This window comes from Buttiauxella sp. A111 (genome assembly GCF_014189855.1).
Lineage (GTDB): Bacteria > Pseudomonadota > Gammaproteobacteria > Enterobacterales > Enterobacteriaceae > Buttiauxella > Buttiauxella selenatireducens.
Genome location: NZ_BJFN01000001.1, coordinates 1,057,613 through 1,072,467 on the forward strand (window position 1 = coordinate 1,057,613; position 14,855 = coordinate 1,072,467).

Annotated in this window: 17 protein-coding genes; 7 read left to right on the forward strand and 10 right to left on the reverse strand. The window is 49.6% G+C overall.

Annotation, left to right across the window (positions count from 1 at the left end; translation table 11 throughout):
• Positions 1–30: 30 nt before the first annotated feature.
• The 4 genes from BSPA111_RS04750 to yfbV form a co-directional block, all read right to left on the reverse strand.
• Positions 31–1,863, reverse strand: coding sequence for an SLC13 family permease (locus tag BSPA111_RS04750; RefSeq protein ID WP_183270014.1), 1,833 nt, complete (start codon positions 1,861–1,863; stop codon positions 31–33).
• Between the two features lie 80 nt (positions 1,864–1,943).
• On the reverse strand, positions 1,944–2,624 hold the full coding sequence (locus BSPA111_RS04755; RefSeq protein ID WP_183270015.1) for a sugar phosphatase: 681 nt from the start codon (positions 2,622–2,624) through the stop codon (positions 1,944–1,946).
• A complete protein-coding gene (locus tag BSPA111_RS04760) occupies positions 2,617–3,111 on the reverse strand; it encodes a YfbU family protein (RefSeq protein ID WP_183270016.1) in 495 nt (164 codons plus the stop codon). Before BSPA111_RS04760 ends, BSPA111_RS04755 begins: the two co-directional genes overlap by 8 nt.
• 73 nt (positions 3,112–3,184) lie before the next feature.
• A complete protein-coding gene (gene yfbV, locus BSPA111_RS04765; RefSeq protein ID WP_183270017.1) occupies positions 3,185–3,640 on the reverse strand; it encodes a terminus macrodomain insulation protein YfbV in 456 nt (151 codons plus the stop codon).
• On the opposite strand from yfbV, the gene BSPA111_RS04770 reads away from it, so the two are divergent.
• The 4 genes from BSPA111_RS04770 (at position 3,617) to BSPA111_RS04785 (ending at position 8,415) form a co-directional block, all read left to right on the forward strand.
• Positions 3,617–3,928 (forward strand): hypothetical protein, encoded by a 312-nt coding sequence (locus tag BSPA111_RS04770; RefSeq protein WP_183270018.1) that lies wholly within the window; start codon positions 3,617–3,619, stop codon positions 3,926–3,928. The genes yfbV and BSPA111_RS04770 overlap by 24 nt on opposite strands.
• 48 nt (positions 3,929–3,976) lie before the next feature.
• On the forward strand, positions 3,977–5,179 hold the full coding sequence (gene ackA / locus BSPA111_RS04775) for an acetate kinase (RefSeq protein ID WP_183270019.1): 1,203 nt from the start codon (positions 3,977–3,979) through the stop codon (positions 5,177–5,179).
• 200 nt (positions 5,180–5,379) lie between these two features.
• Positions 5,380–7,521 carry a phosphate acetyltransferase gene (pta, locus tag BSPA111_RS04780; RefSeq protein ID WP_183270020.1) on the forward strand — a complete coding sequence of 714 codons (2,142 nt, stop codon included), beginning with the start codon at positions 5,380–5,382 and terminating at the stop codon, positions 7,519–7,521.
• Between the two features lie 504 nt (positions 7,522–8,025).
• Positions 8,026–8,415, forward strand: a complete 390-nt coding sequence (locus BSPA111_RS04785; protein WP_183270021.1) for a hypothetical protein — start codon at positions 8,026–8,028, stop codon at positions 8,413–8,415.
• Positions 8,416–8,542: 127 nt separating this feature from the next.
• Here the strand turns inward: BSPA111_RS04785 and yfcD are convergent, their stop codons facing one another.
• The 3 genes from yfcD to yfcF are packed head-to-tail and all read right to left on the reverse strand — an operon-like array spanning position 8,543 to position 10,394.
• Positions 8,543–9,085 carry an NUDIX hydrolase YfcD gene (gene yfcD, locus BSPA111_RS04790; protein ID WP_183270022.1) on the reverse strand — a complete coding sequence of 181 codons (543 nt, stop codon included), beginning with the start codon at positions 9,083–9,085 and terminating at the stop codon, positions 8,543–8,545.
• 56 nt (positions 9,086–9,141) lie between these two features.
• A complete protein-coding gene (gene yfcE / locus BSPA111_RS04795) occupies positions 9,142–9,693 on the reverse strand; it encodes a phosphodiesterase (protein ID WP_183270023.1) in 552 nt (183 codons plus the stop codon).
• A gap of 56 nt (positions 9,694–9,749) precedes the next feature.
• Positions 9,750–10,394, reverse strand: coding sequence for a glutathione transferase (yfcF, locus tag BSPA111_RS04800; RefSeq protein WP_183270024.1), 645 nt, complete (start codon positions 10,392–10,394; stop codon positions 9,750–9,752).
• Between the two features lie 151 nt (positions 10,395–10,545).
• Between yfcF and yfcG the strand changes: the two genes are divergently transcribed.
• The 3 genes from yfcG (at position 10,546) to BSPA111_RS04815 (ending at position 12,528) form a co-directional block, all read left to right on the forward strand.
• A complete protein-coding gene (gene yfcG / locus BSPA111_RS04805; protein ID WP_183270025.1) occupies positions 10,546–11,175 on the forward strand; it encodes a GSH-dependent disulfide bond oxidoreductase in 630 nt (209 codons plus the stop codon).
• Positions 11,176–11,255: 80 nt separating this feature from the next.
• Entirely contained in the window at positions 11,256–11,618 is a 363-nt protein-coding gene (gene folX / locus BSPA111_RS04810; protein WP_183270026.1) for a dihydroneopterin triphosphate 2'-epimerase, read from the forward strand.
• Between the two features lie 16 nt (positions 11,619–11,634).
• Entirely contained in the window at positions 11,635–12,528 is an 894-nt protein-coding gene (locus BSPA111_RS04815; RefSeq protein WP_183270027.1) for a TIGR01777 family oxidoreductase, read from the forward strand.
• Positions 12,529–12,617: 89 nt separating this feature from the next.
• Here the strand turns inward: BSPA111_RS04815 and hisP are convergent, their stop codons facing one another.
• The 3 genes from hisP to BSPA111_RS04830 are packed head-to-tail and all read right to left on the reverse strand — an operon-like array spanning position 12,618 to position 14,800.
• A complete protein-coding gene (hisP, locus tag BSPA111_RS04820) occupies positions 12,618–13,391 on the reverse strand; it encodes a histidine ABC transporter ATP-binding protein HisP (RefSeq protein WP_183270028.1) in 774 nt (257 codons plus the stop codon).
• Positions 13,392–13,400: 9 nt separating this feature from the next.
• Positions 13,401–14,117, reverse strand: coding sequence for an ABC transporter permease (locus tag BSPA111_RS04825; RefSeq protein WP_183270029.1), 717 nt, complete (start codon positions 14,115–14,117; stop codon positions 13,401–13,403).
• On the reverse strand, positions 14,114–14,800 hold the full coding sequence (locus BSPA111_RS04830; protein ID WP_183270030.1) for a histidine ABC transporter permease HisQ: 687 nt from the start codon (positions 14,798–14,800) through the stop codon (positions 14,114–14,116). The genes BSPA111_RS04825 and BSPA111_RS04830 overlap by 4 nt, the downstream gene beginning before the upstream one ends.
• Positions 14,801–14,855: the final 55 nt, after the last annotated feature.

Sequence of the window (14,855 nt, forward strand, 5' to 3'; positions counted from 1 at the left end):
GAAGGTTGGGATGAGGGCTGTTTACAAAGGTTAGAATGGAAATAGCATCGGCACCATCACCACACTCACCACCATCACGATGATAGTAAATGGCACGCCCATCTTCACAAAGTCGCTGAACTTATAATCCCCCGGCCCAAGCACTAGCGTATTCACCGGGGAAGAGACTGGCGTCATAAACGCGGCAGAGGCGGCAAGAGCGACAATCATAGCGAACGGATAAGGCGAGACCCCCATAGATTTTGCCGCAGCCAAGGCAATCGGTGCCATCAAAACAGCCGTCGCCGTGTTAGAGATGAACAGACCAATCGCGGCACACATGACGAACAGGCAAATCAGCATCAGGTGCGGGCCGTAACCACCTCCCATCTTCATTAACCCATTCACGATCAAATCTACGCCACCGGTTTTTTGCAACGCAAGTGCAAAAGGCATCATCCCAACAATCAAGATAATGCTTGGCCAATGCACCGCTTTATAAGCACTCTCCATATCAATGCAGCGGAATTTCCCCATCAGCAGACAGGCAATAATCGCAGCAATCGTATTAGGAATTTCATCGGTCAGCATCAGCGCAACCATCAGCGCCAGGCAGAAAATAGCATGTGGTGCCTGACTATGAGCAGGTGATGCCTCGCCCTCTTCCACCGGTAAGTTGAGTACCAGGAAATCGCGGCCTTTCTGCTGCAATTGGCTGATCAGTTTCCAGTCGCCCACCACCAGCAAAATATCGCCTAGCTGCAAGGACTCATCCACCAGCAACCCGTCCATCACTTCGCCATTTCGGCGCAGCCCCACCACATTCAGGCCATAGCGTGTACGAAAACCGATTTCACGAATTGTTTGGCCAAACAATTCTGAATCAGGGATTAATGAAACTTCAGCCATACCAACGTCCAGCGCCTGATCTGAGAAATACTCGCCGCGCAGGACCATTGGCTCAAGCATCTGCTCCCGACAGAACTCACGCAGATCGACTTCGGACGCAGACATATCAATTAACAGGACATCACGTGCGCGAAATTCGGTTGTCCCGGTAACATTGACGATAACCCGGCGGAATTTACGCCAACGCTCAAGACCGATAACGTACGCGCCATAACGCTCACGCAATTTTAAGTCATCCAGACGGCGACCAACCATGGGTGAACCGGGGCGGATCGCCAGGCGACGTGCGCGCCCGGTTAAACGGTACTCTTTAATCAGATCGCGAAAAGTACGACGTCGCCAGTTTTGTTTACCCTCATCCTTTTTCTGCCCGTTTAAAGCAAAACGTGCGATGAGCATGTAACCGATACCCAGCAACAAAATCACCAGCCCAATCGGCGTGACGCTAAAGAAATGGAAGCCCTGCAAACCTTCACGTAGCAGTTCGCTGTTCACCACCAGGTTTGGCGGCGTAGCAACCAGCGTCATCATGCCGCTTATCAAGCCTGCAAAACTCAGCGGCATCATTAAGCGCGACGGAGACGTTTTCATGCGCATTGAAACGCTGAGGACCACGGGGATAAAGATGGCAACCACGCCTGTCGAGCTCATAAACGCGCCCAGGCCAGCAACGGTGAGCATCAACAAAATAAGCATTTTTGTTTCGCTGCTGCCCGCCACGTCCACCAGCCAGGAGCCCATTTTGGAAGCCACGCCGGTGCGCACCAGACCATCGCCAATGATAAATAGCGCCGCGATCAAAATAACGTTGGGGTCGCTAAAGCCCGAGAAGGCTTCGCTAAGTGTGAGGGTGTCGCTGAGGACAAAGGCAATAATGACAAGCAGCGCGACGGCATCCATACGGACTTTACCCGTGGCGAACAATACCACTGCAATTGCCAGCAATGATAAAACCCAAATCAGTTCTGAGTTCAAAACAATTCCTTTTGTGATTGCTCAGGATGCGGAAATTTTGCCATAAAAAAGCCCCGCTATCGCGGGGCTACGTCATATGTTCAGTGTTTTCTAAACACTTCGACAGTGCTATCTGGCATTTTTTGAACCAGAAGCTCAGTCAGTGACTGCAATACATAATCGACATGCTCAAGGCGCGGCGTATCCGCGGGGGCATTGACTGCAATGACATGGCAGCCCGCCGCCAAACCCGACAACACGCCTGCAGGGGCATCTTCAACCACCACGCACTCTTCCGGCTCGAGACCGAGCAGTTGCGCACCAAGCAAGTAGGCATCGGGTTCAGGTTTACCGCGAGCAACACGTTCAGCGGTGACCAGGACTTCAGGCTTGGGCAAACCACCCGCCGCACGACGAGCAGACGCGACCGGTAATGAACCCGAGGTCACGATAGCCCACGGAATACCCGCTTCATTCAAATGCGTCAGCAGTTCAACAGCACCTGGCAACGCCACAATCCCGTCGGTATCTTCAGACTCGATTTTCTCGAGACGAAGAAACTCCTGCTGAATCTCCTCTTCAGACGCGCCCGCCATAAAGTGACGTAGCGAAGTGATCGCCTGTTTGCCGTGAATGAAGCCTAAAACTTCCTGTGGCGAAATATCGAAGCGCTTAGCCCAGTTAATCCAGGCTCGCTCGACGGCTGGCAGAGAATCAACCAGCGTCCCATCCAAATCAAACAAGAAACCTTTGCACTTCACTACGCGTCTCCCCTCAGGCATTAATAATTTGCGCGATTTCGTTCACACTTAAATGGTACTGACGTGGGCAAGACTGCCAGACTTTCAACATGCGCTGATATTTTTCCCACATTGGAGTCTGGGCGTTGAAGCCATGAGTGCCCGCATCGAAATGAGTATAACGACCTTCAATGTTCACCATAAAGCGAACATATCCCAGGAAACGAGCTTCGGTAGCCGCATCAAAACCAAGGAAAGTCACACGACGTTCATCGATTTCCTGGTTGTCTTTCAGGTTGGTCCAGGAGACATGCAGAGCGTGATACATCTCCATAATGTCGATAACCGTGCGGCAGGTTTCTTCCGTCAGCTCACCAAATTCACGATCCAGCTCGCGCATTTGCAGACCGTAGCCGCGCTCGATAACGGTTTGAAGGCGACGATAACGCTCGGCGTTGTCCGGGTCGAGCATGGTCATCATTTTGTACTGATTAGATAAAATCAGACGCTGGGCGTTAGTCATTTCCATTTCTTAGCTCCTGTTGCGCAGGAATGAACCTGCGAAAAAAATATCCTTCTTTATATGCGTAACGGCAGGGATTTTACAAATCATCCAGAAAAGTTTTATCCAACTGCTTGAACGCACGTTTCAAAACATCTGCCAGCGCCTGGTAGTCTGGCTTGCCTTCAATAGGCGCTAACGCCTGCCCTGCTTCCTGCAGTTTGCCGCGTACTTCGTAGAACCAACTGAGAATGGATGGCGGGAGTGGCGTCACAGAGCGTTTACCTAACCACCATAATCCCTGCATCGGCAGACTACAGGCGAATAAAGCCGTCGCAACGGCGGGGCCAAGTTGGCCGCCAAGTGCAATTTGCCAGGTCAGCGTAAACACAGCGAGTGGAGGCATAAAGCGGATGGCAAAACGCGTGGCGCGGATCACTCGATTTTCTACAAAGATAGGCGCGAGGCGTTTATCAACAGGCCAGGTCTTTGAATAGTGTTGCCCACGGCTGAACATACTGAACCAGCTTGCGTGGCTATTTTTGGGGATAGACATGGCTTTACCTCAACTTCACATATAAAAAATAAAATTTTTGTGCAAAACAACAACTCTAAATTACATGGTTCAAAATATTTTGTCTTTAACTACCGCAATCAGGTATCCTGTGCCGGCCTTGATGGCCGTAGATGGGAAACCGCAGGTTGTCAATTTTTTGCTCAGTTTGTTATTGCCGAAAAATCACGCAATATACCGAAAACTTTAGAGTATTTATTCGCTATGCCAAAAAAACACTTCTGGCATGACGTTAATCATAAATGTCAGGCTCATCATGCGCTACGCTGAGAGACTAAATGACGTTTTTTTAGCCACATATTAATAGTAGGTACTTCCATGTCGAATAAGTTAGTACTGGTTCTGAACTGCGGTAGCTCATCACTGAAATTCGCAATTATCGATGCTGTAAACGGTGACGAGTACCTCTCTGGTTTAGCCGAGTGTTTCCATCTTCCTGAAGCGCGTATCAAGTGGAAAATGGATGGCAGTAAACAAGAAGCAGCTTTAGGTGCAGGCGCCGCTCACAGCGAAGCTCTTAACTTTATGGTTAATACCATTCTGGCACAAAAACCTGAATTGTCCGAGCAACTGACTGCTATCGGCCACCGTGTTGTGCACGGCGGCGAGAAGTACACCGGCTCTGTCGTTATCGACGAGACTGTGATTCAGGGTATCAAAGATTCCGCATCTTTTGCACCGCTGCATAACCCAGCGCACCTGATCGGTATCGCGGAAGCACTGAAATCTTTCCCTAAACTGGCTGATAAAAACGTTGCTGTGTTTGACACTGCATTCCATCAGACCATGCCAGAAGAATCCTATCTCTATGCTCTGCCGTACAAACTGTACAAAGAGCACGGCGTTCGTCGCTACGGCGCACACGGCACCAGCCACTACTATGTGACTCAAGAAGCCGCGAAAATGCTGAACAAGCCAGTAGAAGAACTGAACGTGATCACTTGCCACCTGGGCAACGGCGGTTCCGTTTCTGCTATTCGTAACGGCAAGTGTGTTGACACCTCTATGGGTCTGACTCCACTGGAAGGTCTGGTCATGGGCACCCGTTCCGGTGACATCGACCCAGCAATTATCTTCCACCTGCACGACTCTCTGGGCATGAGCGTTGATGACATCAACAAAATGCTGACCAAAGAATCTGGCCTGTTGGGTCTGACTGAAGTCACCAGCGACTGCCGTTATGTTGAAGACAACTACACCACCAAAGAAGACGCTAAGCGTGCGATGGATGTGTTCTGTCACCGCCTGGCGAAATACATCGGTTCTTACACTGCACTGATGGACGGTCGTCTGGACGCAGTGGTGTTCACTGGTGGTATCGGCGAAAACGCAGCAATGGTACGTGAACTGTCTCTGGGCAAACTGGGTGTTCTGGGCTTTGAAGTTGACCACGAACGCAACCTGGCTGCGCGCTTTGGTAAATCAGGCTTCATCAACAAAGAGGGTACCCGTCTTGCGGTGGTCATTCCGACCAACGAAGAACTGGTTATCGCTCAGGATGCATCTCGCCTGACCGCTTGATTCTCCTTACCGCCAGCGTTCGCTGGCGGTGTTGTTTTCTAAGTCCTAACAGACTTATACCCTAAATAATTTGAGTTGCAGGTAGGCGGCAAGGGAGCAAATCCCCAAGAGCTTACTTAAGTAAGTGACTGGGGTTTGTGAGTGCAGCCAACACCCCTGCAGCTCGAAGAATGACGGGTATATACGAAAGAGGTTATACCGTGTCCCGTACTATTATGTTGATCCCTACCGGAACCAGCGTCGGCCTGACCAGCGTCAGCCTGGGTGTTATCCGTGCTATGGAACAAAAAGGCGTTCGCCTTAGCGTTTTCAAACCTATCGCCCAACCGCGTTCCGGTGACGATACTCCAGATCAAACCACCAGCATCGTTCGTGCAAACTCCAGCATCCCTACCGCTGAACCGCTGCACATGAACCACGTTGAGTCGCTGCTGTCCAGCAACCAACAAGACGTGCTGATGGAAGAGATCATCGCCAACTTCCACGCCAGCAGCAAAGACGCTGAAGTGGTTCTGGTTGAAGGCCTGGTGCCTACTCGCAAGCATCAGTTTGCGCAGTCTCTGAACTATGAAATTGCTAAAACGCTGAACGCTGAAATCGTCTTCGTCATGTCTCTGGGTAACAACTCTCCAGAGCAGATGAAAGAGCGTATCGAACTGGCTCGTAGCAGCTTCGGTGGCAGCAAAAACACCAACATCACTGGCGTAATCATTAACAAACTGAATGCCCCAGTGGATGATCAAGGTCGTACTCGCCCTGATCTGTCCGAGATTTTCGATGACTCCACCAAAGCGAGCATCGCAAACATCGATCCTAAAGAACTGTTTGCTGACAGCCCGCTGCCAGTTCTGGGTTGTGTGCCGTGGAGTTTCGATCTGATCGCAACTCGCGCAATTGATATGGCGCGTCACCTGAACGCAACCATCATCAACGAAGGCGACATCAAAACTCGCCGCGTGAAGTCTGTTACTTTCTGTGCGCGCAGCATTCCGCACATGCTGGAACACTTCCGCCCAGGTTCTCTGCTGGTTACTTCCGCAGACCGTCCAGACGTGCTGGTTGCAGCGTGCCTGGCCGCAATGAACGGTGTCGACATCGGTGCAGTTCTGCTGACCGGTGGTTACGAAATGGACCCACGCGTGAGCAAACTGTGTGAGCGTGCATTCGCCACCGGCCTGCCGCTGTTCATGGTTGATACCAATACCTGGCAGACTTCTCTGAGCCTGCAAAGCTTCAACCTGGAAGTCCCAACTGACGACCATCAGCGTATCGAAAAAGTGCAGGAATATGTGGCAAGCCACATTGATGCAGAGTGGATTGAATCCCTGACTGCAACTTCCGAGCGCAGCCGTCGTCTGTCTCCTCCAGCATTCCGTTACCAGCTGACCGAGCTTGCTCGTAAAGCCGGTAAGCGTGTTGTTCTGCCAGAAGGCGAAGAGCCGCGTACCGTGAAAGCAGCATCTATCTGTGCTGAACGTGGTATCGCGACTTGCGTATTGTTGGGTAACCCGGATGAAATCACCCGTGTTGCTGCTGCACAAGGTGTTGAACTGAGTGCAGGCATCGAAATCGTCGACCCAGAAGTGGTTCGCGAAAGCTACGTTGCACGTCTGGTTGAGCTGCGTAAGAGCAAAGGCATGACCGAAGCCGTTGCGCGTGAGCAACTGGAAGACAACGTTGTGCTGGGTACTTTGATGCTTGAGCAAGACGAAGTTGACGGCCTGGTTTCCGGTGCGGTTCACACCACCGCGAACACCATTCGTCCTCCGTTGCAGCTTATCAAAACTGCACCAGGTAGCTCTTTGGTCTCTTCTGTGTTCTTCATGCTGCTGCCTGAACAAGTTTATGTTTACGGCGACTGCGCGATCAACCCAGATCCAACGGCTGAGCAACTGGCGGAAATCGCCATTCAGTCTGCGGATTCCGCTGCTGCATTCGGTATCGACCCACGCGTTGCGATGCTGTCCTACTCCACCGGTACTTCTGGTGCAGGTAGTGACGTTGAGAAAGTGCGTGAAGCGACTCGTATCGCTCAGGAAAAACGTCCTGACCTGGTTATCGATGGTCCGTTGCAGTATGACGCCGCAGTTATGGCAGACGTTGCTAAGTCCAAAGCGCCAAACTCACCTGTTGCGGGCCGCGCGACCGTGTTCATCTTCCCAGACCTGAACACCGGTAACACCACTTATAAAGCGGTACAGCGTTCAGCTGACCTGATCTCTATCGGGCCAATGCTGCAAGGTATGCGTAAACCAGTTAACGACCTGTCTCGTGGCGCACTGGTAGACGATATCGTTTACACCATCGCTCTGACTGCGATTCAGTCTTCTCAACAAGACTAAGGTCTTCTGAGAAACAAAAAGGCCGCATTGATATGCGGCCTTTTTTATGAATTTCTTTCATCCACAAACTTGCGTACATTCTCAGTATTTCCCCTCCCCGCAGATTTACAAAAAATTACATCTTTTCGGTTTTTAACCACTCTTATTATATGGATATTGTAATGGCACTTTTTGCACAATGAGTGATGATTGGATCTTTTCCAGGACAAGAACTCTTATCGTCTGACATAAATAATTTGGTCATCATTTTATTAATAACTAAAACAAAAGAACATTATGACTAAGAAAAAAATACTCCTGACCAACTATTCAATTGCATACCTTACCTATTTTATTACGTCTTTTACATTTTCAGGTTGGTACTTTTTCAAACCTGGCGTGGAGAATCCAAGGCTCACATTTATCGCTTTATTTTTTATAATAGGTATTTTTCTAACACTTAAAAATCTCTATAACTTTATTGTCTGGATGTTTAGCGATTAAAAACGCCAGGAAGAGGTCAACATGAAGAACAGCAGCAATATCACGAGAATTTGTGTCGTCTGTTCACCCAGTTTTTCGAGGTGCTTTAACCCTTTCATGATACAAAGTAACGCCCTCTCTCATGTTATCGTTGATGAGAACGAGTACATCTCTTCATTACGAAAACAAGTAGAAATCCTTGTTCTGCAGTGGTTAGTTGAGAGAGACAATACCTATGCAGATGCAACAGAAATCAAGGATCAGGGGTTCGATATCATCATCGTCATTCCTGGTTTGAAATTACTATTTGCGCGAAGAGAATTTGATAAGAGAAAAATAATTCATCTGGATTACTTTAGTTACGCCACACAAAATGTAAATGTAGCAATCAGCAAAATAAAAGAAGCTATTGACGAGAGCGAAACATCGTAGCGTTATTTTAAATATTGGCAAATAAACCAAGCAAAAAAATATTTTGACGATTAACGGATTGTATATTTTTCCACATTTCCCTCACCCCGGCATTTATATCCGGGCTGGGGGAAATATCACAAATGAATTACTCCGCAGCTACGTGCTGAGATTCATTTTTGGCGTTGCGGGTCATCCACAACGCCAGCGCTTTTAAAGAGTCTGGAGTGAAGTCATCACAACGAGCGGTAATCTCTTCTGGGGACATCCAGCAGACTTCGCTTACCTCTGCCTCTTGCAAAGCAAATGGGCCATGAGAAACGCAACTAAACAGGCTTCCCCACACCCGGCAATTGGCATCTTCAAAATAGAACTGACCATGCTCGGCAAAAGGTACCCCAGCGATACCCAGCTCTTCTTCAGCTTCGCGACGTGCAGAGTCGAGTAATTGCTCATCGGCCTGAACAACTCCGCCAGCGGTGGCATCCAACATACCCGGCATAAAATCTTTCGTTTCAGTGCGGCGCTGCACCAAAATTTTACCCATTCCGTCATGCACAACAATATAAGTCGCACGATGTCGCAAACGCTGCGCGCGCATTTGTTCACGGCTTGCTTGCGCGATTACTTCATTGTCTTCATTGACAATGTCTATCCATTCCGTGCCAACAAAATGACTCTGTTCCACCATCGGGGAAACCTTATTCAGGGCGCTCTAATGGCGCGTTATGTTCAACAAGCGGTAAGTTACGGGGTAATCTCGACCTGTGCAATAACCCCATCGTTATTCAGTGCGTGAACGCTCAGAACACCATCGTTTAACATGCCGTAGCTCGGTTCGAATCCGCCTTTGGGTATACTCACCGAGCCTGGATTGAACAGATAAACCGTATCTTGTTTTTCAGCTAATGGTAGATGAGTGTGGCCAAAAACCAGCACGTCATTTTCTGCCAGCGGAGGCAGTTTGTCAGGATTATACAAATGACCATGCGTAACAAATAAACGCTGTTCAGCCATTAAAATCTGTTGCCAGGGAGCGGTAATCGGAAAATGTAGCAGCATCTGATCAACTTCGCTGTCACAGTTCCCGCGTACTGCAATAATTTTATCCGCAATGCTGTTAAACCGCTCCGCAACCGCTCCAGGATTATAGCCTGCCGGTAATGCATTACGCGGTCCGTGATTCAACACGTCCCCCAATAATATCAGCCATTTAGCGCCGCTACGTTCAAAGTGCGACAGCACCTGCTCCGTAGCGGGTAGAGAACCATGAATATCCGAGGCAAACATCAGCTTCATAAAACCGCATTCCTGTTAATGGTAAGCGAAATGATCATACCGAATTATGCTGTTAGTCAGCCAGAATGCTTTGCGGAAAGTGCCAGAAAACGTTGAACTGAAGCACGCTGCCATTGAAAAGTTGCGTATTCTTGCAAACGCTCAGGCACCTCATCACCATTCAGGATCAAACGGTTGAGCATTAAGGCCAGGTCCGTATCTGCAATAGACCATTCACCAAATAAATTTTGCTGGCCGACAGGCAATAAACCATCAACAGTGGCCAAAAGCTTTTGTGCTGTAGCCTGCGCTTTGTCACTCAGCGGCGGCTTCTTTACACCTGCGAAAACCACGTCGGTTGAACGCTCTTCACGAATAGGCATTAAATCACTACGGATCCACGCCTGAATTTGTCTGGCACGCGCCCTTTTTTCTAAGTCATGTGGGTAGATTCGTTCCCATGTCGGCGGGGCAAAACGTTCTTCGAGATATTCAGTAATGGCGGAGGATTCGCTTAACAAAAAGTCGTCGACAGCGATCACAGGGACACGGCGTGTAAGGTCATACCCTTTCCAGCCAGGTTTCAGATTTTGTCCCGTATTCAGATCTATTGTTTGCAACGTAAAGTTAAGGCCCTTCTCTTTCAGGGCGACATATACAGACATCACGTAAGGGCTAAAGTAGTTGCTATCGGACCAAAGCGTTATCGTCGGCTGGCTCATATTATCCCCATGATTCAAGCATCCAGGTTATTGAACATATAGCGGAAAATGGCCGTTGTCACTTGAGCAAAACTCATCTAACTAGCAAATTTATCAAAAAGTCTATACTCCATAGGTTTATGCAAAAAACTGATATCAGGATGGTAATGAGATGATCGACCTTTACTATGCACCCACACCAAACGGCCACAAAATCACGCTGTTTTTGGAAGAGGTGGGTCTGGATTACAGTATTCACCGTATTGATATTGGCAAAGGAGATCAGTTTCAGCCTGCCTTTTTGGCGATTTCCCCCAACAATAAAATACCCGCGATTATCGACCACAACCCAGCCGATGGCGGCGGCCCGTTGAGCTTATTTGAATCAGGTGAAATCTTGCTTTATCTGGCTGAGAAGACCAACGAGCTATTAAGTAAAGATCTGCGTGAACGCGCCCACACCCTGCAATGGCTGTTCTGGCAAGTCGGTGGTTTTGGTCCGATGCTGGGGCAGAATCATCACTTTAACCACTTCGCGCCGCAGCCGGTGCCGTATGCGATAGAACGCTATCAAGTGGAAACTCAGCGTTTGTATGGCGTGTTAAACAAACAATTAGAGAAAACCCCGTGGTTGGGCGGCAATGAGTACAGCATTGCTGATATTGCGACTTACCCGTGGACGGTATCGCATGAACGCCAGCGCATTAATCTGGCGAATTTCCCGGCCGTCGAGAACTGGTTTGAACGTATCCGCTCGCGCCCGGCGACAGAACGCGCATATCAGCAAGCGCAAAAAAGTTAAAGCCAATGCGCCCGCTATGGGCGCAATGTTTTTCCTCATGTATTCTGTGGCTGAAAACTAATACAAGGAAGAAACCTGCAATGTCATCCGCAATTATTCGAATCAAAAACTTACGCCTGCGCACCTTCATTGGCATCAAAGAAGAAGAAATTGCCAATCGCCAGGATATCGTCGTTAACGTTGCGATTCATTATCCGGCGGACAAAGCTCGCGCCAGTGAAGACATCAACGATGCGTTGAACTATCGCACGATAACTAAACAAATCATCCAGTTGGTTGAGAATAATCGTTTCTCATTGCTGGAAAAATTAACTCAGGATGTGCTCGATATCGCATGCGACCATCCGTGGGTGTCTTATGCTGAAGTAGAAATAGATAAACTTCACGCGCTGCGTTATGCCGATTCCGTTTCCATGACGATGAGTTGGCGTCGCCAGGCGTAAAAAGCGGGAGACGGCCATGCAGATACTGATTACCGGCGGAACAGGATTGATTGGTAGCCATCTGGTGCCACGATTGCTGGAGTTAGGGCACGATGTCACCGTCGTCACCCGAAGCCCCGAGAAAGCCCGGGCGAAACTCAGCCCAAAAGTCACACTATGGAAAGGGTTGAGCGATCATCCCAATCTTGATGGATTTGATGCTGTCATCAATCTGGCAGGTGAGCCAATTGCCGATAAACGCTGGACCGAGGCGCAAAAGCAACGGCTGTGCACCAGCCGCTGGCAAATCACCGAACGTCTGGTCGAGATGTTTAAAGCAAGCCAAACACCGCCCTCCGTGCTTATCTCTGGCTCCGCTGCGGGCTATTACGGCGACCTCGGAGAAGTGGTCGTCAACGAAGATGAGCCACCCCACAATGAATTTACCCATAAACTGTGCGCCCGCTGGGAGCAAATCGCCTGTGGCGCGCAGAGCGAGCAGACGCGCGTCTGCCTGCTGCGTACCGGCGTGGTCCTGGCGCCGAAAGGCGGAATTCTGGCAAAGTTATTGCCGATATTTCGCTTAGGCCTGGGTGGCCCTATGGGCGATGGTCGGCAGTATCTGGCTTGGATTCATATCGACGATATGGTTAACGGTATTCTGTGGCTGCTCAATAACGATCTGAGTGGACCTTTCAATATGGTTTCGCCTTACCCGGTACGAAACGAACAGTTCTCTCACGCGCTGGGCCACGCGTTAAATCGCCCGGCCTTTATGCGCGCTCCTGCAACGGCGGTGAGAATGATGATGGGGGAATCTTCGGTATTGGTATTAGGCGGGCAACGAGCGCTACCAAAACGACTTGAAGAATCGGGATTTGGTTTCCGTTGGTATGACCTTGAGGAAGCACTGGGAGATGTGGTGCGGTAATTTGCGCCCTCATCCCAACCTTCTCCGCTGCAAAAAAGAAAACCGAACCATCCCCTCTCCTGCGGGAGAGGGTTAGGGTGAGGGGGGGATTACTTCAGCGATCCAGAAAGGAACTGCTGTAAACGTGCACTTTTCGGGTTACCAAATAATTCAGCTGGCGTCCCCTCTTCTTCAATCAAGCCCTGGTGCAGGAAAATTACGTGATTTGAAACGTGGCGCGCAAAGTCCATTTCATGCGTGACCACCACCATGGTTTTCCCTTCTTCGGCGAGTTTTTGCATGATACGCAACACTTCACCCACCAGCTCAGGATCTAACGCGGAAGTCGGTTCATCAAACAGCAATACTTCTGGCTCCATTGCCAGTGCACGCGCGATAGAAACACGCTGCTGTTGGCCACCAGAAAGATGCACCGGATATTTCGCCTGCTGGCGCTCATCAATGCCGACTTTCGCCAGATATTTTATGGCACGCTCTTTCGCATCTTGCTTACTCAACCCCAACACCTGAATCGGCGCTTCCATGACGTTTTCCAACACCGTCATGTGGCTCCACAAGTTAAAATGCTGGAACACCATAGTCAGACGTGTGCGCAGTAAGCGGAGCTGGTTTTTGTCAGCAACTTTGAGCTGCCCGTCAGTGTCACGCACCAGGTTGATATTCTGGTTGCTTACCACAATTGACCCTTCGCTCGGTTTTTCGAGGAAGTTAATGCAGCGCAGGAAGGTACTTTTCCCCGAGCCGGACGAGCCGATAATGCTAATCACATCTCCCGCGTCTGCGCGCAGAGAAACCCCTTTAAGCACTTCATGTTTGCCGTAGCGTTTGTGCAAATCAGTAACGTTTAGTTTATTTTCAGCCATGGGAATTACTCAGTGCGAAGAACTGGGTTTAACGTGCTGCATAAAACGCTGCTCGGCTCTGCGGAACAGGCTTATCAGTACGTAAGAAATAATCAGATATAACACCGCCGCAATACCAAACGCCGTAAACGGCTGGTAAGTCGCAGAGTTGATATCTCGGGCGATTTTCAGTAAATCCGGCACCGTAGCGGTAAACGCCAGCGCCGTGGAGTGCAGCATTAAAATGACTTCGTTGCTGTACGCAGGCAGCGCAATACGTAACGCCGAAGGCAAAATAATGCAGCGGTACAATTTGAAAGGCGAGAAACCATAAGCACGAGCGGCTTCAATTTCACCATGCGGCACCGATCGAATCGCCCCGGCAAAAATTTCTGTGGTATAGGCACAGGTATTTAACGTCAGCGCCAATACCGTACAGTTCAGGCCGCTACGGAAAAACTCATTGAGTAATACGGTGCCTTTCACCACTTCCAGCGTGTACATTCCGGAGTAGAACACCAGAAGTTGCACATACAACGGCGTGCCACGGAAGATGTAGGTGAATAACCAGATTGGGAATGCAATAAACTTGTTGCTCGATACCCGTCCAATAGCCAGGAACAGAGCCAGAATACCGCCCATTACCACCGAAGAAATCAGCAACCACAGCGTAATGGCAACCCCAGTAAAGCGGTAACCGTCAGTCCACAGCAGCGCTTTCCAGTATTCCTGAATAATTTCGATCATAGCTCAGCCCTCTTCACACCAACCGAGTAGCGGCGTTCAAGCCAGAGCAATACACCGTTAGATATCGTAGTGAATATCAGGTAAATGATCCCGGCAACAATCGCAAAGTAGAATGGCTGCCAGGTACTTTTCCCCGCGAGTTGCGTGGCTTTCACCACATCTTCCAGTCCTAGCAAAGAGACCAGTGCAGTGGCTTTCAAAATGACCTGCCAGTTGTTACCAATCCCTGGAAGTGCGAAGCGCATCATGGCCGGGAACAAAATACGGCGGAATGTTTGAGAACCGGTAAAACCAAAAGCGGTTGCGGCTTCGATATGCCCGCGTGGAACAGCGAGGAAAGCACCGCGGAAAGTTTCAGTAAAATAGGCACCGTAGATAAAGCCGAGTGTAATGATACCGGCCACCATAGGGTCAATATCAAACTGAGCGGCTCCCAGTGAGTCGGTTAACACATTGAGTGCCATTTGCAGGCCATAGAAAATCAGCAGCATCAACACCAGATCAGGCACACCGCGAATCAGCGTCGTGTAACCTTCAAACAGCAAGGCTAACGGACGGTTTTTGGATAACTTAGCGCCAGCTCCAGCCAGACCTATAATAACGGCGAGGATAACGGAGCTTAGCGCCAGTTCCAGCGTGACGATGGCCCCTTTAAAGATTACTTCAGAAAAACCGTACAACATGGTGCGTATCCTGTCGTCAGTGTCTGCACAAACCTAACCTGCCCTTTCAGGGCAG